Here is a 19,049-nt window from a genome sequence, read left to right as displayed (position 1 = left end):
GGAATTATGCCGAAACTTATCGTTAGCCCTGCACAAGCCCTGCTGCTTTTAATGGATAAACATGAAAAAAATCCAGAAATGTTCACAAAACTAAAAAAGTGGTATCTATCGGGCGTTGAGCCAGCGCAACATGCTGAATTTAAAGAACTCTGCTCAACTCTATCATCGGGTCGCTTTGAGTATGAAGTTTCACCTTCACGCGATGTAATTAATGAAGACCCAACTAGAAGATATTTTGAAACCCACTTAGCACACAGGACTGTGCAACATGGTATTGATAGTATTGATGCAAAAAAACTAAGTGATCATGTTGGTAGGTTAAATAAACAATTAGATGGCGTGCGAAATAGCGGTGAGTCTAATCTAAAAGAGTATGATAGAGCATTACTAGGAGAATTTCTTGAATCTGACTCTGAGTTAATTAAAGAATATGGGAATTATATTGAGCGCATTGATAGTGGAGAGTTATTCAGTGAAATTAAGCCAGAAGCTAGAGATAAAGTAAAACTAATGGCACAAGCTTCTCTGCTTGGTGTTGCAAATGCAATATTTAATGGCAACTTACCTTTAGATATTTATGATACTGGTATGTATAGCCCAGAAAATAAAGGTAAGGTGATGAAAATAGGACAAGAATCAACGCGAAATCAACATATGGGTTTGATTAAAGGCCATATGGCCGTTCCCAGGGATAGCCTTGCCTATTCAGATAAAGAAGCTCCATTAATGAAGCCTTCTGATCAAGCTACCTATCAAGATGGCGCTGCGTGGGTTGAACATAATTTTGAAAAATTAGTGCACCCTTATTCCAATTCTATATCAGGAACAATGTTGTGCCAACTTAGAAACTTAGCCTTTTTTAAAGGAACTGACGCTGACAATTTTACCCGTTCACCTGATGAATTTATTGATTTTTCAAAAGTTTTTATAGGGACTATGCTATATGGCAGCGGCGGACATACTTTACATGAATTTTCAGCGCCTCTAGAAGTGCCCCTAATCGCTGAAACATTTAAAGACGTATCTAATGACAAGCCTGTAACAATGGACCGACTATTTATGGATGGCAATGAGCCCGCTTTTGATAAAGCACTCGAAGAAACAAGAAGATATAATCATCAAATCCTCGGAAGAGCTTTAGTCCACGATGAGTTAAGGCAGGCAGCAAAGAAATCTGCGCTTAGCCTAAGTAAAGCTATTAATGCTGATTTAGCAGCATTAAAAGACGACCATAAAGCTAGGATTGACCAGCAGGCTTTCAGTTTGTTTAGATTTACAGGTCATGCAAAATCTCAGATGATAAGTAAAGCATGCGTTAATGCAATGCGCGCAATAGATGATAATGATCCTGTTAAAGCAGTAGAAATTCTTTCTGAGTTAAAAACTGACTTTGAAAAAAAATTTGGTAAAACCGTGGCTTTTGGTCGCCCATCAAAAAGTTATGAAATGATTGAAAAATTAGAGCAAAAAATACAGGCTATGCATGATGAGAAGTTTGAGAAAGTTGATGAGATTAAGCCTTCAAGCATTTCCCCTCTTAAGCGCTAGGGTGATTGTTTAAGTATGAGTAGAAAAAATAATTCAGACTTGTATTGGTGCGTGAGAAGTTATAAAAAATCTTTTAAGTGTTCTGGAATACGTTGATCCAGCCAAAATTCAGGCACGCCTGGAATATTTCCGGAAATAAATCCAACATGCCCCCCCTTTTTACTCAGTTCAAGAATCACATCAGAGGACAATTCCTCGGAGTTTGGAATCACTTCTGGCGTCATAAACGGATCATCTAAGGCATGAATGATTAACGTTGGGGTATGAATCTTTTCTAAATATTGGCGAGAGCTCGCTTCACGATAATAAGCATGGACATTGGGAAAGCCATGTAACGGAGCTGTCACAAACTCATCAAACGTCCAAAAGCAATCGAATGAGTCGATATTCTGGACGCCAGGCGGCATTTCGTTTTTATAAAGCTGAATTTTTCGGTTTAAAATCCAACGCAATTCGCGAAGCAAATAGGTTTGATAAAAGCGTGATAAACCTTGGTTCATGCGATCGGCCGCCAACCTTAACTGAAAAGGAACCGATATCGCCACGCCCGTTTGAATATATGGCTGCTTTTCTTGTTCACCAAGCCATTTTAAAAGCACGTTTCCCCCCAAAGAAATACCAACGATCGCTTTTTTGGTGTTCGGTTCCCGGTCACATAAAATCTTAACAATATAATCGAGATCTTGGGTGTCTCCTGAGTGATAAGCACGGGGATAACGATTCGGTTCAGAACTGGCGCCGCGAAAGAGCATTAAAACAGCGCGCCATCCATGTTGATTACAGACTTGAAACAAATGAGAAACATAAGGCGATTGCAATCCTCCTCCAAGTCCATGGAGTAAAATTACTAAAGGCGCGTGAGCTTCTAATCCATGAATAGACCAAGCGAGATCAACGAAATCCCCATCCGGAAGCTCTATCCGCTCAATGTGATCCACTGCCGCCTTTCCCTTATGAGTTAAGGTCGAGAAAACCGTTTGGGCATGTGGGTTTGCTAACCACCACGCCGGTTTAAATAAGCTTTCCGTGATCATCACTTCCCTGTTGTATGATATTGGGGGCTATACTCCTGTACCGCCTCCACCATCGTCTTTACATGATGAGGTGGAATATCCGGTGTAATCCCATGCCCCAAATTAAACACATGGCCCGAGCCATGACCAAATGATGCTAATACCTCCTGTACTTGCTTTTCGATACAACTGGGTGTTGCTCTTAGCACTGCAGGATCAAGATTCCCTTGCAACGCCACACGATCCCCAACTTGCTTTCGAGCGAGTCCAATGTCTGTGGTCCAGTCTAATCCCAGCGCATCACAACCACTTTCAGCCATCTCAGTTAACCATTGTCCACCACCCTTGGTGAATACAATCACCGGTATATTTGGGTGCTCACGTTTTACATTACGCACAATTGTTTTCATGTATGTTAAAGAATAGTCCTGATAGTTTGGAGTTGTCAAAATTCCGCCCCAAGTGTCAAAAATCATTAACGCATTAACTCCGGCTTTAACTTGTTCTTTTAAGTAATCGCTCACCACGGTGCATAATTTCATCAACAACTGATGCATTACTTCTGGATGGCGATAAAGTAAGGTCAACGTTTGTTTAAAATCACGAGAACTGCCTCCTTCCACCATATAGCAAGCTAAGGTCCAAGGACTGCCAGAAAATCCAATCAACGGTAACGCTTCGGGCATTTCTTTACGAATTAACGCTACGGTTTCCATGACATAATCCAAATCATCTCCAGCTTGAATCATCGGAAGCTGGTCAATAGCTTTTGCAGTTTGTACGGGATGTTTAAAACAAGGGCCTTCCCCTTCTGCAAAGAACAGCCCAAGTCCCATTGCATCTGGAATGGTTAATATGTCAGAAAACAATATCGCCGCATCCAGCGGGAAACGACGCAAAGGCTGTAAAGTAACCTCACAGGCGAGCTTAGGATTTTTACACAAGCTTAAAAAATCCCCTGCTTTGGCCCGAACCTCACGATACTCAGGCAGGTATCGCCCAGCTTGGCGCATGATCCAAACTGGGGTACGTTCGACAGGCTTACGTTGCAAACTGCGGATAAATAACGATTGAGTAACATCAGACATCTTTAATTCGCTTTGTTAGAGAAGTTTAGAAGGCTTAAATTTTAACATGAATCCGCTTCTTGTATATTAACCAAGCACAGGCTAGGATCGCTTTTTTAAATTTAGGAATTGCAATGGATAAGCTGGAAATTAATGCCTTAAGCATTACAACTCATATTGGAATACATACATGGGAGCAAAAAATCTTACAGCAGGTGTTAATCGATTTATCATTTCCCATCGATTGCGCCTCTGCCCATGATGAAATAAAAAATACGATTGATTATGATCAAGTCTGTCAGCGGATCACAGATTTTGTCGAATCGAATTCATTCCATCTCATTGAAACCTTAGCTGAAAAAGTCGCCCAACTCATTAAAAATGAATTTAAAGTACCGCAACTGGCCATAAGAGTCAGCAAGCCAAGTGCTGTAAAAAATGCGACAAACGTTAGTGTGTTCATAGAGCGCTAAGACATCGACCTGGTGTGGCCATCCCAGGATCACCACTGAAAAAAGGCTTTTGCAAAAACGAATAGAGAATAATTTAAGAATAACCTACCACAGGAGTTTGTGAAGGTATATTGGCATCGTCATGAGATGGTTGGCTAGAGCGCGGTGAAGTGACATGAGCTGGTCTAGTTTCTATATCATCTTTACTTAATGAAGGGCTTAACCCGAGTTTAGTCATAGACCCATAACTATCATCAAAGCTTGGCGCGGGTTCTGGATGTGTAACGTTCATAAAAGACAACGATTGTTCTTTAATACGATAAGTGTTTAATAAAATTAAACTGCTCTGCACAATCATTAGGGCAGCGCCAACGGCTGGATTAATCATAAACCCAAAGGCAAGGAGCAACCCACCTGCAATCAACATCGTGGTTAGGTTATACCCGAAACTCATTAATAAATTTTGCTTGATGTGGTTCACAGTTTGTTTTGCTACGGTCAACGCGACTAAAACTCCTTTTAGCGATCCATTCTCAATGACAGCTCCTGCTTGTTCTTGCGCCACTCGGTGTCCAATATCATCCCCCGTGTTCAGTGCGATTCCAACATCACTCGCGGCTATAGCTGGCGCATCATTAGGCCCATCGCCAACCATGGCCACACAGTGGCCTTGTTTTTTTAAAGAACGAATAAAACTCATTTTAAGGTTTTTGTCCTCTGAACGTGAGCCACGAAGCCCTGCACTGACATTATCTTCAGAAATTCCTAATTCTTTAGCATATCGTTTTGCGGTCGATTCATCAGCACCCGTGCATAAACAAATCTGTTTACCTTGCTGTTTTAAATAATCAACAACAAAACGTGCATCTTTTCTTAGCGGATCAGCTAAATGAACCTGTCCAATGATCTTTCCATCTTTCGCAAGATAGACCAAGCTGTCGCCGACGTTTAATTCAGGATGAATCACATTGGTTCGAATATTCTTAGAAGCCAAAAGACTGTTACTTCCCAAAATGAAGTCACTACCGTTAATCGTTGCCATAATCCCAGGATTTTCGTGTCGTAAATTAGAGACTGTCAAGGTTTTATCCGGGACTATATTTTTTGAAGCGATGTATGTACGTATTGCATGAGCCACTGGATGAGGAGATTTTTTTTCTAAAAGCGCAAGATAAGCTAGAAACTCCTCTTCGGTAAGACCACTTTCTGGACGAATGTCCACAGACAAGACCTTCGGTTTGCCCTCCGTTAATGTGCCATGTAGATCAAACACTACGGTATCCACTTTGTCGGCAAGCTCTCCGATTTCCTCTATGATTTTAGTGCTTTTATATTCCACACCCTGTTTTGAAGCTTTGTTCATTCCAATTTTAACCGCTAAAGGAATAATCATCCCAAGCGTACAAGGGCATGCAGAGACCAAAACCGCAATAGCACATTGTATTGCCAGCGTTACGGGAAAAAAGCAGCTGATGATGATTAAAGAAAGTGCCGAAAGCAGTAAAACTGAAGGAATAAAATACTGTAATATTGTTTTGGCTATGGTCTGTAAAGGTTGTTTTTTCTTGGCTTCTTGAAGTTGCTCATCAAAACGAGCCAGATAAGAATCTGATGCTAGTGTTGTCACTTTCATTCGAAGTGGCTTAGAATCTGCCGCCAGGAACATGCCTGCCAGTAACTGTTCTTCTTTCCTAAGCAACCTAGGTAAGCGCGCCCCTGAATCTATCGTATCGTAAACTGAGGCTTCATCGGATAGCGCTAAACCGTCTACTGGGATGACTTCACCGGCTTTAATTTCAATGATATCACCTAACCGCACATCAGCAAGAAGTTTAAGCCTAGCCTCATCTTGCTCCACCACTCGAACGGTTCGTGGGGAATAGTCTTTAATACTGAGTTCTGAAATCACTGCCTGTTTAAGCGACTCTTCAATGGCAAGGCCTAAATGTCTAAACCCAAATATCATTAATCCCGCATCAAAAATCATAGGAAGCCACGGAAAGAAAAAGGCACTGATTGAAACAGCAAGCACGGTTAATGTGCTGATGGCAAACAAGGTGTTCATATTAAGCTCTCTGGACTTTGTGAACACTTTAAATGCGTTAGAATAGAATTCCCATCCAAGGTAGACGGTAAACAAGGTGCTTATCGAAGCAATTGCAATCAAGACAGGCAAGCCAAACGAAACACCCATTAAGGATAAGCTCATTAATAAAAGCCCGCTTACCGTGCCCAAAGCGCCTAACAACCAACGTTGCCACAAGTTTTTTTTAGGGGGTTTAGACAGTTGTACTTCTTGACATTGAAATCCTATTTCATCGAGCTTTAATATTACTTTTTGGCGAATAATACTTGGGTGATAGCGAGAATCTGCAACCACAATTAATTGCTTGGTGACTGGATCACATTGTACTGAAGTAATTTCATGAAGTGTTTTTAATGCGCGCTCAATCGTTGAAGAACAACTTCTGCATTTCATGCCTTCAACTGAAAATTCATAACGACATGCATCAGAAGGTTGGGATTTACTAGGTTCGGACATAAATAACCTTACTGCAAATTAGTTAAGCATCCATTTTTCGAATCATTCCCATAATGTTTTCAGTTCGTGCCACAGCCACTTGGGCTTTTTCCGCTAGCATGCGAGACTCATAAGGCCCAATAATGACACGATACCAGGTAATATTATCCCGTTTTACGGGAGTAATGACGGCATGAAAATCTTTCAAAATTAACGAGGCCTTCATCCGTTCAGCATCTTGCTTTACCTTAAAGGAAGCAATTTGAACATAAAATGAATCTTTTTTCTCACCTGACTTATTGATTGCTTTCGCTTGAGCAGAAACAGGCGGCGATGGCAATTGAACAGGAGTTTTATTAGCTAAAGTCTCTGGAGTTGTGGCAATTTGAGGAGTTTTTAATGGCTTGTGTTCACCTCTTACTGGGACTGCGGTATGTTCTTTAGCGAGTAACGTGTAAAATTCAAACTTAGGCTTAGGTAGCTCATGATGTTGCGCCATAACCGCTGTTGGCGTTTTATTTTGGTTAGGAAGTAAATGATGACCAAGCCAATCTTTAACCTGCTCGATGCTTACAAAAGAAGCGGTTAAATAACCACAGATGAAAGATGCCAAAATAAAACTTGCTGACCTGAAAAGGCCACTAGACTGGGTGGATCTTTTTTTTCTGCTGTATTCTTTTGCCATCTATTTTTCCACATAAACATACTGCATTACAGTTCAAACCTTTAGTGAAACGCTTCAATGCAATGCGCTAAATTACATGCTTTCTGGTGCAGATACCCCAAGAATAGCCATGCCGTTTTTAAGCACTTGTTGAACTGCTTTCAACAAACACAACCGTGCGCATCGCAGTTCCTTGGGCTCACAAAGTAACGGCACCGCGTTATAGTAACTATGTAACCCTGTAGCCAGTTCCCGTAAATAATACGCAAGTTGATGTGGCTCACAGACCCTAGCTGAAGCTTCAATGACCTCGGGGTAGCGACTAATTAATCCCATTAGATCAGACTCATGCACTTGAACCAATAAAGCAACATTGTCTAGTCCTTTTTCTTGGTCCCAGCTTAACCCTCGTTCTTCTAACTGCCTTAATACACTGCAAATCCGAGCGTGAGCGTATTGGATATAATACACTGGATTTTCATTAGATTGAGACTTGGCCAAATCCAGGTCAAAATCCATGTGTTGTTCTGGCTTACGCATCACATAAAAAAATCGGGCCGCATCATTACCGACTTCATTTCGCAACGCTCGTAAGGTCACAAAAGAACCACTGCGCGTTGACATTTGTAAGCGCTCGCCGCCGCGGTACAAAATTGCAAATTGTACGAGTAATACGTCTAACGCGCTTTCATCATGGCCTAATGCTGTCACTGCTGCACGGACGCGAGTGAGATAACCATGGTGGTCGGCGCCAAAGATATCAACAACTCGATCAAAGCCGCGATCATATTTATTCCAGTGATAAGCCACATCCGATGCAAAATAAGTCGTGTGGCCATTGGCACGGATTAACACACGATCTTTTTCGTCTCCAAACTTTGTTGCTTTAAACCAAAGAGCGCCAGCTTGTTCATAAGTATGACCTTGCTCCACCAAAGCTTGAATGCCTTTCGTAATAGAACCATCGTCCATTAATGACTGTTCTGAAAACCAGCGGTCATATTCGACCCCAAATTCAGCCAAGTCATCTTTGATATCCTGCAACACATAGTCAAGTGCCGCACTATGAAAGACCGCAAAACCAGACTCACCCAGAAGTTTTTGGGAGGATTTTATCATCGCGTCGATGTAGTGTTCCTTATCGCCACCTTGCGGCTCATCTGGGGGTAAATCAGTCACCAGTGCAAACCAGCTATGCACATAATCTAATTCATGAAGGTCTAACATATGACGTGCAATGTCTTTTACGTATTCACCTTTATAGCCGTTAGCTGGAAAGACGATGGGTTGTTCGGCTAGTTCGAGATAACGCAACCAAACGCTTACTGCTAAAATATTCATTTGGCGGCCCGCATCATTGACGTAATATTCGCGGCTAACGTTAAAACCTGCTGCACTTAAAAGATTCGCAAGCGTTGCGCCAAACGCAGCACTTCGGCCATGACCTACATGCAAAGGTCCGGTTGGATTCGCGGAAACATATTCTAAAATAACGTTTTGACCTTGGCCTAAGGTAGACTGTCCAAAACGCTCACCTTGCGATAAGATGGTCGCAATAATTTGTGCGCGCTCCGTGGCTTTCATAAAGAAATTAATAAAACCAGGGCCAGCAATTTCAATGCGCTCAACAAAGGGATGCTCTGGGATGCTCTTGACGATAAGTTCAGCCAATTGGCGAGGGGATTTTCCACTTGGTTTTGCTAAGACTAAAGCGAGATTAGAAGCATAATCTCCGTGGCTTTTATCTTTGGTACGCTCAACTTTGATCTCTACTAGTGTGTCTTTACGAATATTTCCAGACTGCTTCATGTCCTGAACGACATTAGCTAAAATCTCTTCAACCGTTGCTTTCATACCCATTATTCATCTATAAAAAAAGTAGTTATTATGCGCTTTTTTCTAACAGTTGCAAAGGACTTAATCCAGGATTTTACGCTTTAATCTGTTTAGATATCTTAGCATAGCTATTTTTAACATAACCATCTTGCGACAATAAAATGGCAATCGGCCTAGTCGCTTCAAAATGAGCGAAAATAATCATCATCATGACCGTAATAGGAACCGACAAAAACATGCCTAATATTCCCCAAATGGCCCCCCATAATCCTAATGCGAATAAAATTACCAACGGACTTAGATTTAATGATTTACTTAAATACTTTGGTTCAACAAAATTTCCAATTACAAACTGAACTACCACGATGCCAGAAGTTACAATGAAAAATGGCAACCAGGTTTTAAATTGAATTAATGCGAGCAATGCCGGAAAAGCGGTGGCAATGATCGCCCCAATGTTGGGAATGTAATTGAGGAAAAAAATGAGTAAGGCCCAAAATTCTGCGAAATCCAAACCCACTGATTTCATAATAATCCAGCTGGCTGTGGCAGTAATTAAGCTCATCAGCGTTTTTATTCCTAGATAAGTCTGAGTATCTTTGACAATATGAGAGATAATGCTATCCACCACTTGTCGATGTGCTGGCTGAGGAAATAACGCGTCTATTTTTTGCTTTAAAAAATGTTGCTCAATAAACAAAAACACGACATACAATCCAATCAAGACCGCTGATCCCATGATTGTTGTAAATACCCCATAAATATTAAGCAAAATTCCTTGTACGCTAAGATTTTTAAAATAATTATCAACACTGGCGAGCAATTTAATATGTAAGCCCGTATCAAACGAGTTAAGAATATGAGTCAGATTTTCCTGGTAACGCGAGGAGGCATAAATAACTTCATTGACGTTGTTGGTGATGATGTCGATTAAAATTTTAACTAGAATAATCACCACCACCAAAGACAGCACCATGCTGAACCAATACGGGAGCTTTGAACCAACTCGGGGAGTTCGTTGAATTGCGTTGTGGATGGTGTTTAATAAATTCCAAATAAAAATTGCAATGATTAAAGGAATTAATAATCCCCTACCCGCCATCAGTAGATAACCGGTAATCCAAACAATCAAAAGACCCGCTGCAATTGATAAAGTGCGATTCATTCCGCATAAACTCCATATAAAAAAATATTGTAATTATAGTTTGTTGCTTAAACCGATCCTGCTATTATTTTATTTTTTGTAATACTGCCATCATACCGTGCTGACATCCCCATGTGAAACATTACCCGGCGTAGGTCCTACACTCGCAGCAAAACTAGCCAAATGCGGGATTCATACTGTACAGGATTTGTTATTTCATCTCCCCTTTCGGTATCAGGATAGAACACGCATTACACCAATCCAAGATTTGCGCAAAGATCATTGGTGTGTCATATCTGGCCGAGTCTGTAAAACAGAAGTTAAGCATGGCAAGCGTATGATGCTTTATTGTTATGTTGAAGATAAAACGGGAGTGTTAAAGCTTCGCTTTTTTCATTTTAATAAGCAACAAATTAAAAATCTTAATGAAAGTCATACGTTGCGAGCGTTTGGTGAAGTTCGAGAATTCGCCAACCAACTCGAAATGATTCATCCTGAATATCAACTTCTAAATGAAGGCGAGCAGTGCCGAGTGGAAGAAAACTTAACTCCCATTTACCCATCAACCCAAGGGCTAACTCAAACCAGACTACGACAGCTCGTTAAAATGGCGCTTAACGCCTGCCATGAACATTTAGAACCCCTTGAATGGATGGATGAGGCGCTCTTAAATAAGCGTTTTATGATGCCAATCGGTCAAGCGATTCAATGCTTGCACACGCCCCCTCCGGATACTTCCATTTATGCTCTAGAAACCGGGAAACACCCCGCCTTAAAACGTCTCATATTTGATGAGCTTCTCGCACAACGGTTAAGCATGCAATTTGCACGCCAGCATCGTTTAAATCTAGTTGCCCCTGCACTTCTTACTAATCAAGAATACATGAATCAATTTTTAAACCTATTGCCGTTCTCGTTAACACAAGCACAACGAAGTGTGTATGATGAAATTCAACAAGACATGACGTTAACGAAACCCATGTTGCGACTGGTACAAGGAGACGTAGGAGCAGGAAAAACCGTAGTTGCTGCATTGGCTGCTTTGCAAGCTATCGCCAATGGGTTTCAAGTTGCTTTTATGGCGCCAACCGATATTCTTAGCGATCAACATAGCCAAAATCTAACACGCTGGTTCACCCAACTGGGATTATCAGTTAAACGACTAAGTGGCAAAATGAAAGCCCGTGAGCGAAAAGAAGCGTTACAAGCGCTTGCTAGCCATGATTGCCATTTAATTATTGGCACTCATGCCTTGTTCCAAGCGGAGGTGAATTTTGCCAAACTAGGCCTAATCATCATTGATGAACAACATCGCTTCGGTGTTGAACAAAGACTCGCTTTGCATCAAAAGGGTCAGCATGAACACTTCTGCCCACATCAATTGCTCATGACCGCCACCCCAATTCCGCGAACCTTAGCCATGACACAGTTTGCGCACATTGATTTATCCGTTCTTGATGAATTGCCCCCCGGAAGAACACCCGTTGTTACGGCAGTTCTGAACCAAAACAAGCGTCAACAAGTCATTGAGCGGCTCAAATCAGCCATTGCTGGAGGCAGACAAGCTTATTGGGTATGCACGCTTATTGAAGACTCTGAGAAATTGCAGTGCATGGCTGCAACCAATACAGCAGAAACACTGCAAACCTTGTTGCCAGAAGCAACCATTGGTCTTGTTCACGGCAGAATGAAACCAACAGAAAAAGATGCCATCATGGGCGCCTTCAAACGGGGTGAAATCGAATTACTGGTCGCAACCACTGTGATTGAAGTCGGCGTGGATGTTCCAAATGCCAGTTTAATGATTATTGAAAACGCAGAGCGACTGGGTTTATCGCAACTGCATCAATTGCGAGGCCGGGTTGGACGAGGAAATAATCAGTCCCACTGCCTGTTATTATATCAAGCGCCTTTGTCTCAAATAGGTCAGCAACGTTTAAAGCTCATGCGCGAAACAACCGATGGTTTTCTCATTGCAGAAAAAGATTTAGAACTTCGCGGCTCTGGAGAAGTTCTTGGAACTAGGCAAACGGGTTATCGGCAGTTTAAAGTGGCCGAATTCCCCAGAGATAAAGATATCCTTTCAACTCTTGCGCCAATAGCAAAACACCTTGTGGAACAAAATCCTGAAACCGCAACTCAGATCACTAAGCGATGGTTGGGATCTGTAGAAGGGTTTTTACGAAGTTAGAATTCACTACGCACTGCGCCATAAAGCTTGTACTTGATAGGAAACATTTCTAACCGTACAGAGATTTGAATCATCTGATTATACGTTCTGTGGATAACTTTCTAAACGCTGCTGCAAAATTATTCCTAACGAACCCATTGACTTTGATAACCAATTGATTATTAATGATATTATTAAAATTCGATAGGTCTCAACCCATCATATTATCCACAAATTCTGTGGATAATCCTGTGCACACCCTATGAAAATTTATTTTTTTCAACGTCTGGGGCGAAGCGTATTTCTGATCAATCCTTGGCTGAGATCTTGAAAACCGCTAGAATAATTAAAATTCTTCAATGAGCATATAGTGAAACACGACGAGCGTTATCAGCAAGCCCGAACAGTAACCCTCATTGGCGCCATTGTGAATGCTTTACTCGGTGTGTTTAAGGTTATTGGAGGAGTTGTCTACAACTCACATGCACTAGTCGCCGATGGAGTTCATTCCTTTTCAGATTTAGTCACCGACGTTATGGTGATCCTGGCATCAAAATATGGGAGCCAGGAGGCAGATGAATCTCACCCTTATGGCCATCAGCGTATTGAAACGGCGGCGACATTATTATTAGCGTTGTTTTTGATTCTAGCAGGCGTTGGCATAGCCTGGGATGCATTAATAGAAATAATAACAAAAACGCATGATCAACCTGAGTTCTTAGCCATCCCTATCGCCTTACTTTCCATTCTGGCGAATGAAGCGTTATTTCATTACACCTTAACAATAGGACATCGTATCCAATCGGATCTCATCACCGCCAACGCCTGGCATCATCGTTCAGATGCCGCATCCTCTATTGTGGTGTTGATTGCTTTAATCGGAAGCCTTGCTGGATTTACCTATCTTGACGCAGTAGCGGCGATTATTGTCGGTGCCATGATTATTAAAATGGGGCTTGATTATGGTTGGAATAGTGTAAAGGAATTAGTCGACACCGCCGTAGATCCCGAAACCCTTGAATCCATTCAAAATATAATCATTGGGGTCAATGGGGTTAAACGCATTCATCAATTGCGCAGTCGAATGATGGGAAAAGATATTCTGGTGGATGTGCATATTCTTGTAGCCCCTAAAATCTCAGTATCTGAAGGACATTTTATTGCTCAGCGAGTCCATAATACCCTGATTAGCCAATTGAAGGATGTGAAAGACGTGACGGTGCATGTCGATCCTGAGGACGATGAAACCGTTTGTCCTTCGATTCATTTACCTAATCGCCAAGCCATTGAACAGCGCTATTTAGTCCCCTGGCAAAAAGAATTTCCAGCGATTCAATCCTGGAAAATTCATTATTTAGATGGCAAATTAGAAATTGAATTGTGTTGTGAAGCTCAATTTGATAATTGGGATGCCTTAAAAAACCGTGTCCAACAAGATCTTAGACACAGCAAAGATTTTAGAAACATCAGTTTATTGAATAAAAAATACGACATTGATTTTTAACTGTATTCCTTTCTCCATGGCGTACAAAAATTCAATCGCTAGTATGAATGCCTTGTACCGGACAAAAAATACTTGCTAAATGCAGTTTGTGAAAATATTATTCATGATTCCTATATAACCGTGATCGTTCAAAATGCGTGTTTTTAGGTGCCTTTATTGTTTGTCCTGTCACATTTTAAAAAGCGAGTCATGGCTCATTCCCTTACGAGTTTTTTAAAATGCGGCAGGGCGAAAAAGAAACAGTATAAATCACGCATGTTGAACGATCACAGGTATAGATCAAGCATCACCCACTAATTTGTAAGCTATCTTGGAGTACCTAATATGGCTACCGCCTCTTTAAAGCTTTTTTTTGCTATTAGCATTTTTGCCGTCATTTTAATGGCGGGCTGGTATCCGCTAAAAAAACGTCTGTTAAAAGAAGAGCATTTTGACTTCCCGCTTGGTGAAACACTGGCCACTGGTGTGTTTTTAGGCGCAGCTTTAATGCACATGCTTCCAGAGTCCAACGAAATGTTTCTTAAGATGGGTTATCATTATCCTTATGCATACATTATAACCGGGTTGGTGTTTTTACTGTTCCTATGGTTTGAACACCTTGGCAAAGAACTTTACCACCATCATGATGCCGATCATCCAGCCTTTGCTTTGTTAGCCTGGCTTATGTTGTCTTTCCATTCTTTGGTGCTTGCCACAGCATTAGGCTTTAGCCATGAATATCCTGTGGTAATCATGTTGTTTTTAGCCATCATAACCCATAAATGGGCTGAAAGTTTTGCAATCGCGGTGCAACTAAGCAAAAGCAGCTTAAGTCCTCGCACTAGTGTCCTTTTCTTTTTGCTATTTGCGTTAATGACCCCGCTAGGAATTTTTATTGGCTGGTATTTTAATCAAGGGGTAGAAACCCATTCTTTAATTGATCCTATTCTCGTGGCTTTATCCGCTGGAACCTTTTTGTATTTGGGAACATTGCATGGCTTAGAACGTTGTGTCATGGTTGAACGCTGCTGCAATTTAGGGCATTTTAGTTTCGTGATCATCGGATTTTTATTAATGGCATCGGTTGCAGCTTATGTCTGAATTTATTCACCAAGATAGTCTTATCTTAGCGTCAGGCTCTGTATATCGACAAAAGCTGCTAAAGCAAACGGGTTTAACATTTGATGTTCATCCTTCAACGTTCGATGAGTCCGTATTAAAAAGCGCGTTTCAGGGGAAAGAATACGGCGAATTAGCGGTGCAACTTGCTCAAGAAAAGGGGTTGGATGTCAGTCAATCCTTTCCTGAAACAGGTGTTATTGCAGCGGATCAACTTTGCATCTGTGAAGAAATACTCATTAATAAGCCCATCACTCATGAGCGCGCACAAGCACAGTTAAATTTTTTAAGCGGGAAAACTCATCATTTACTCACTGCGGTCTGCATTGCCTATCAAAAAAAAATCGTATGGCAGCACCTCGAAGTGGTTGCCTTAACCATGCGTACCTTATCGCCTACGTTGATTGATCGGTATCTGAAACTCGAAAAACCCTATCAAAGCTGCGGCTCTTATCATTTTGAGGGGTTGGGAAAATGGCTATTTCATCACGTGTCTGGCGATGAAACAACCATTATAGGCTTGCCTGTTTTACCCTTACTGAATGGATTAATTGAGCAAGGGCTTGTCCGCTTCTAGCTGGGGACGCGAATATTTAAAGGTTCGGCTTTTGCACCCTCTTTGATGGCATCATATCCATCGCGGTGATTAGCAATGTAGGCTAAAGCCGACTCACTCACGCCTCAAGCATTACGACCGAATAAAACAATCAAAGTTATACTGAAATTATTTTTTTCCCACCCATATAGGGTTGTAACACTTCTGGAATTAAAATATTCCCATGCTTATCCTGGTAGTTTTCAAGAATAGCAACCAACGTTCTACCCACAGCTAGCCCTGAGCCATTTAACGTATGGACTAATTCCATTTGATCCGTTTCAGGATTACGAAAACGAGCCTGCATTCTACGAGCTTGGAACGATTCCATATTGCTACAAGAAGAAATTTCACGATAAGTATTCTGACTCGGCAACCAGACTTCTAGATCATACGTTTTAGCCGCGCTTGCCCCCATGTCTCCCGTACACAACGTCATGACCCGGTAGGGCAAATTTAATTGTTGTAAAACCGTTTCAGCATGCGAGGTTAATTGCTCTAATGCAAAGTAAGATTCATCTGGTTTAGTAACCCAAACCAATTCTACTTTCTCAAATTGGTGCTGCCGAATCATCCCTTTAGTGTCTTTACCATAAGAGCCGGCTTCACTACGAAAACAAGGTGAATGACATACATAACGTAGTGGTAGCTCATCTGCCGTTAGTATTTTGTTACGCACCGTATTCGTTACTGGTATTTCAGCGGTCGAAGTTAGATAATAGGATTGCTCTCCTGTGAGCTTAAATAAATCTTCTTCGAACTTAGGTAATTGTCCTGTTCCTCTTAAACTGTCTGAATTGACAATATAAGGAACATAAATTTCTATATAATTATGATTACGTGTATGAAGATCGAGCATGAATTGGCTTAAAGCTCTCTGTAACCTAGCCAGTTCGGAAGTTAATACAACAAAACGACTTCCTGTAATCTTAGCTGCTAGGCTAAAATCCATTAGGCCTAAGGCTTCTCCAAGTTCATCATGCGATTTAACCTCAAATTCAAACGTTGGGATATTCCCCCAGCGCCGAATTTCTACGTTATCCTCTTCATTCTTACCCTTAGGCACCGACTCATGAGGTATATTTGGTAGACTGAGATTAATGGCTTCTAACCGTTCTAAGACCTCATCTAAGGATTTTTTCTTTTCCTCTAACTCCGCACTAATCCGAGTGACTTCTTCGCGCATGATGGTAATATTTTCATTGCGCGCTTTAGCTTGCCCTATTGCTTTAGAACGAAGATTACGTTCATTTTGTAAAGCTTGTGTTGCGACTTGTAAGGATTTTCGTTGCTCTTCTAGGGATTTATAAGCGTCCACATCAAACGAAAATCCTCTGGCGGCTAATGCTTCTGCAACGTGTTCTGGATTTGTTCTTAACAAGTGAGGATCTAACATCTTAACTAACCTCTGCTAACCATTGTAAAATTCTTCCAGGCTCCAATTTTTCTTTAAAGGATTCGATTATCTTATCTACTCGAGCAGGTTCATCAAAAAATTCAAGCACCATGGGTAAATCAAAATGTAAATCAAGTAAACTGCTCTCGCGCGTTTTTCCGCCAAGTCCAAACCCTTTTACACCTCGATATATTGTAGCTCCTTTAATCTTTTGCTCATGAAGTTGATTAAACAATTCAGGCAATAGGCTTGATTCTTCACTGAGATATACCCGCGTCACTTTAACCTGCATTAGCTTCCTCCCATAATCCTTTCTAACTGAATGCCTAGAATCACTAGTAATAATGTTCCCAAATTATTGAGGACAATATTCAACAATGCGCTCACCCATTGTCCATTGTTATACAGCGCCCACGTTTCCCAGGCAAAGCTTGAAAATGTCGTATAAGATCCTAGGAAACCAATAACCAGAAACAACCGCCATTGCTCTGCGCCGAAAGCCATGCGTTCCATTAAATAGCTCATGGTAAACCCAATGAGAAATGACCCAAGACAGTTCACCAGCAAGGTACCATAGGGGTATTTAGCGCCTAAGATTATCTGTATCAGTGAGGCAGTAGCATATCGGGATATAGCGCCCAATGCACCTCCTAGAGCAACGGTAAGAGTGGCGAATAGCATGTTTATCTTACGATCCCACGGGTAGCTTTATGCAGGGCTTCAATCATTGGTTCTACCTCAATGCAATCTTCTCTTAAAGCTTGTAGCTCGGTAATTGCTTGGGCCACGGTTAATCCTTTACGAAAAATAATTTTGTAAGCACGCCTTAAGCAATCAATGGCTTCAGATGAAAACCCACGCCGTCTTAAACCCACGGTGTTAATTCCACACGCGGAAGTGGAAGGACCTGCAATCATGACATAGGGTACAACATCTTTAGTGACGTAGGTAGCTCGTGCAATAAAAGCATAGGAACCTACATGACAAAATTGATGCACAGCAGCATAAGCGCCAATGTTGGCGTAGTTTTCGACAATCACATGGCCAGATAGTGCCGAGTAATTGACCATGATGTTATGGTTACCGACCATACAATCATGACCAATATGGGTATAGGCCATCAGAAAATTATTATCTCCAATGCGGGTTAATCCCCCTCCCTTTACTGTTCCTCGACTAATCATGGAAAATTCACGGATAATATTATTATCCCCGATTTCCAAACGGGTGGGCTCCCCTTTATAGGTAATGTCTTGAGGTGCATCTCCAACAGACGCGAACTGAAAAATTTTATTATATTTGCCGATTACAGTGGGACCTTGAATCACCGCATGCGGCCCTATCCATGTGCCCTCACCAATTTCAACCCCGTCACCAATAATAGTTCCAGGCCCAACAGAAACACCCTCAGCTAATTTTGCTCCAGGATGAATAATAGCATGCTCACTAATCACGTTTAACTTCCTTCGCAGCACTCATTAGTTCTGCAGAGCAAACCACTTTGTCATCAACATAGGCCTCACCCTGCATACGCCAAAAATCTCTTTTTTGACCAATCAACTTAACCTCTAGTCGCAATTGATCACCGGGGACTACGATTTGTTTAAATTTCGCTTTATCAATGCCGGCAAAAAAATAAAGAAAATCATGTCCTTCGGATGGTGTACGAGACAGATTAGACAATATGGCGCTAGCTTGCGCTAAGGCTTCTAACATTAATACGCCAGGCATAATTGGATTGCCAGGGAAATGGCCGGGGAAAAAAGGTTCATTAATCGTAACGTTTTTCAACCCAACTAAATAATCAAATTCTTTATACTCTAAAACTCTATCCACTAAAATAAAGGGATAACGATGAGGTAATAAATCCAGTACTTTGGTGATATTAATAGGATCACTCATAAGAAAATTCTCACTAGTTATTTCTCAATAATGGGTGATTGTAAACTTTCCCTGTAATAGAAGCCAGGAGAAGAGAAATAAATCGCCCAGTAAAACTGGGCGTGGATTAGAATAGCTAAATTCGCTAATCGCTTATGCA

Annotated in this window: 17 protein-coding genes; 6 read left to right on the top strand and 11 right to left on the bottom strand. The window is 41.3% G+C overall.

Translation table 11 applies throughout. The features are described from left to right. Positions 1-6: 6 nt before the first annotated feature. Entirely contained in the window at positions 7-1,548 is a 1,542-nt protein-coding gene (locus E1O47_RS01155; protein WP_133129441.1) for a hypothetical protein, read from the top strand. A gap of 59 nt (positions 1,549-1,607) precedes the next feature. Here E1O47_RS01155 and E1O47_RS01150 read toward each other — a convergent pair whose 3' ends face one another. Beyond that, positions 1,608-2,582: a hydrolase gene (locus E1O47_RS01150; RefSeq protein ID WP_133129440.1), complete on the bottom strand. Its 975-nt coding sequence runs from the start codon at positions 2,580-2,582 to the stop codon at positions 1,608-1,610. Then, positions 2,582-3,649, bottom strand: a complete 1,068-nt coding sequence (gene hemE / locus E1O47_RS01145) for a uroporphyrinogen decarboxylase (protein WP_133129439.1) — start codon at positions 3,647-3,649, stop codon at positions 2,582-2,584. Before hemE ends, E1O47_RS01150 begins: the two co-directional genes overlap by 1 nt. 113 nt (positions 3,650-3,762) lie before the next feature. Here hemE and folB point away from each other — a divergent pair, with 113 nt between their 5' ends. After that, on the top strand, positions 3,763-4,101 hold the full coding sequence (gene folB, locus E1O47_RS01140; RefSeq protein WP_133129438.1) for a dihydroneopterin aldolase: 339 nt from the start codon (positions 3,763-3,765) through the stop codon (positions 4,099-4,101). A 73-nt stretch (positions 4,102-4,174) separates the two neighbouring features. Here folB and E1O47_RS01135 read toward each other — a convergent pair whose 3' ends face one another. From E1O47_RS01135 to E1O47_RS01120, 4 genes are all read right to left on the bottom strand, one after another. Beyond that, complete coding sequence (locus tag E1O47_RS01135; RefSeq protein WP_133129437.1) at positions 4,175-6,622, bottom strand: heavy metal translocating P-type ATPase; 2,448 nt, start codon at positions 6,620-6,622, stop codon at positions 4,175-4,177. A gap of 22 nt (positions 6,623-6,644) precedes the next feature. After that, positions 6,645-7,214: an SPOR domain-containing protein gene (locus E1O47_RS01130; protein ID WP_165475011.1), complete on the bottom strand. Its 570-nt coding sequence runs from the start codon at positions 7,212-7,214 to the stop codon at positions 6,645-6,647. Positions 7,215-7,358: 144 nt separating this feature from the next. Next, positions 7,359-9,119 (bottom strand): arginine--tRNA ligase, encoded by a 1,761-nt coding sequence (argS, locus tag E1O47_RS01125; protein WP_133129435.1) that lies wholly within the window; start codon positions 9,117-9,119, stop codon positions 7,359-7,361. Positions 9,120-9,195: 76 nt separating this feature from the next. Continuing rightward, the gene (locus tag E1O47_RS01120) at positions 9,196-10,266 is read right to left on the bottom strand and encodes an AI-2E family transporter (protein WP_133129434.1); all 1,071 of its coding nucleotides are present in this window, start codon (positions 10,264-10,266) and stop codon (positions 9,196-9,198) included. A 97-nt stretch (positions 10,267-10,363) separates the two neighbouring features. Between E1O47_RS01120 and recG the strand changes: the two genes are divergently transcribed. The 4 genes from recG to E1O47_RS01100 all read left to right on the top strand — a co-directional run bounded on the left by recG (position 10,364) and on the right by E1O47_RS01100 (position 15,594). Continuing rightward, positions 10,364-12,436 carry an ATP-dependent DNA helicase RecG gene (gene recG, locus E1O47_RS01115; RefSeq protein WP_133129433.1) on the top strand — a complete coding sequence of 691 codons (2,073 nt, stop codon included), beginning with the start codon at positions 10,364-10,366 and terminating at the stop codon, positions 12,434-12,436. A 346-nt stretch (positions 12,437-12,782) separates the two neighbouring features. Continuing rightward, positions 12,783-13,919: a cation diffusion facilitator family transporter gene (locus E1O47_RS01110; protein WP_133129432.1), complete on the top strand. Its 1,137-nt coding sequence runs from the start codon at positions 12,783-12,785 to the stop codon at positions 13,917-13,919. A gap of 324 nt (positions 13,920-14,243) precedes the next feature. Next, positions 14,244-14,999, top strand: coding sequence for a ZIP family metal transporter (locus E1O47_RS01105; protein ID WP_133129431.1), 756 nt, complete (start codon positions 14,244-14,246; stop codon positions 14,997-14,999). Then, a complete protein-coding gene (locus E1O47_RS01100; RefSeq protein WP_133129430.1) occupies positions 14,992-15,594 on the top strand; it encodes a Maf family protein in 603 nt (200 codons plus the stop codon). The genes E1O47_RS01105 and E1O47_RS01100 overlap by 8 nt, the downstream gene beginning before the upstream one ends. A gap of 136 nt (positions 15,595-15,730) precedes the next feature. On the opposite strand, the gene serS is transcribed toward E1O47_RS01100, so the two are convergent. The 5 genes from serS to fabZ are packed head-to-tail and all read right to left on the bottom strand — an operon-like array spanning position 15,731 to position 18,910. After that, the gene (gene serS, locus E1O47_RS01095) at positions 15,731-17,008 is read right to left on the bottom strand and encodes a serine--tRNA ligase (protein WP_133129429.1); all 1,278 of its coding nucleotides are present in this window, start codon (positions 17,006-17,008) and stop codon (positions 15,731-15,733) included. A 1-nt stretch (position 17,009) separates the two neighbouring features. Further along, positions 17,010-17,300 (bottom strand): DUF190 domain-containing protein, encoded by a 291-nt coding sequence (locus E1O47_RS01090; protein WP_133129428.1) that lies wholly within the window; start codon positions 17,298-17,300, stop codon positions 17,010-17,012. After that, entirely contained in the window at positions 17,300-17,689 is a 390-nt protein-coding gene (gene crcB, locus E1O47_RS01085; RefSeq protein ID WP_133129427.1) for a fluoride efflux transporter CrcB, read from the bottom strand. Before crcB ends, E1O47_RS01090 begins: the two co-directional genes overlap by 1 nt. A 2-nt stretch (positions 17,690-17,691) precedes the next feature. After that, entirely contained in the window at positions 17,692-18,462 is a 771-nt protein-coding gene (gene lpxA / locus E1O47_RS01080; protein ID WP_133129426.1) for an acyl-ACP--UDP-N-acetylglucosamine O-acyltransferase, read from the bottom strand. Continuing rightward, the gene (gene fabZ / locus E1O47_RS01075) at positions 18,455-18,910 is read right to left on the bottom strand and encodes a 3-hydroxyacyl-ACP dehydratase FabZ (protein ID WP_133129425.1); all 456 of its coding nucleotides are present in this window, start codon (positions 18,908-18,910) and stop codon (positions 18,455-18,457) included. Before fabZ ends, lpxA begins: the two co-directional genes overlap by 8 nt. Positions 18,911-19,049 lie beyond the last annotated feature (139 nt).

The sequence above is a fragment of the Legionella yabuuchiae genome (assembly GCF_900640115.1).
GTDB lineage: Bacteria > Pseudomonadota > Gammaproteobacteria > Legionellales > Legionellaceae > Legionella_A > Legionella_A yabuuchiae.
The sequence above is the reverse complement of the archived record's forward strand: the minus strand, read 5'-3'. Positions and strand labels throughout refer to the sequence as shown.

Excerpts from the sequence above, each read along its gene's own strand:
- E1O47_RS01155 (WP_133129441.1), top strand. The coding sequence starts at position 7 with ATGCCGAAACTTATCGTTAGCCCTGCACAAGCCCTGCTGCTTTTAATG.
- E1O47_RS01150 (WP_133129440.1), bottom strand. The coding sequence starts at position 2,582 with ATGATCACGGAAAGCTTATTTAAACCGGCGTGGTGGTTAGCAAACCCA.
- hemE (WP_133129439.1), bottom strand. The coding sequence starts at position 3,649 with ATGTCTGATGTTACTCAATCGTTATTTATCCGCAGTTTGCAACGTAAG.
- folB (WP_133129438.1), top strand. The coding sequence starts at position 3,763 with ATGGATAAGCTGGAAATTAATGCCTTAAGCATTACAACTCATATTGGA.
- E1O47_RS01135 (WP_133129437.1), bottom strand. The coding sequence starts at position 6,622 with ATGTCCGAACCTAGTAAATCCCAACCTTCTGATGCATGTCGTTATGAA.
- argS (WP_133129435.1), bottom strand. The coding sequence starts at position 9,119 with ATGAAAGCAACGGTTGAAGAGATTTTAGCTAATGTCGTTCAGGACATG.
- E1O47_RS01120 (WP_133129434.1), bottom strand. The coding sequence starts at position 10,266 with ATGAATCGCACTTTATCAATTGCAGCGGGTCTTTTGATTGTTTGGATT.
- E1O47_RS01105 (WP_133129431.1), top strand. The coding sequence starts at position 14,244 with ATGGCTACCGCCTCTTTAAAGCTTTTTTTTGCTATTAGCATTTTTGCC.
- E1O47_RS01100 (WP_133129430.1), top strand. The coding sequence starts at position 14,992 with ATGTCTGAATTTATTCACCAAGATAGTCTTATCTTAGCGTCAGGCTCT.
- serS (WP_133129429.1), bottom strand. The coding sequence starts at position 17,008 with ATGTTAGATCCTCACTTGTTAAGAACAAATCCAGAACACGTTGCAGAA.
- E1O47_RS01090 (WP_133129428.1), bottom strand. The coding sequence starts at position 17,300 with ATGCAGGTTAAAGTGACGCGGGTATATCTCAGTGAAGAATCAAGCCTA.
- crcB (WP_133129427.1), bottom strand. The coding sequence starts at position 17,689 with ATGCTATTCGCCACTCTTACCGTTGCTCTAGGAGGTGCATTGGGCGCT.
- fabZ (WP_133129425.1), bottom strand. The coding sequence starts at position 18,910 with ATGAGTGATCCTATTAATATCACCAAAGTACTGGATTTATTACCTCAT.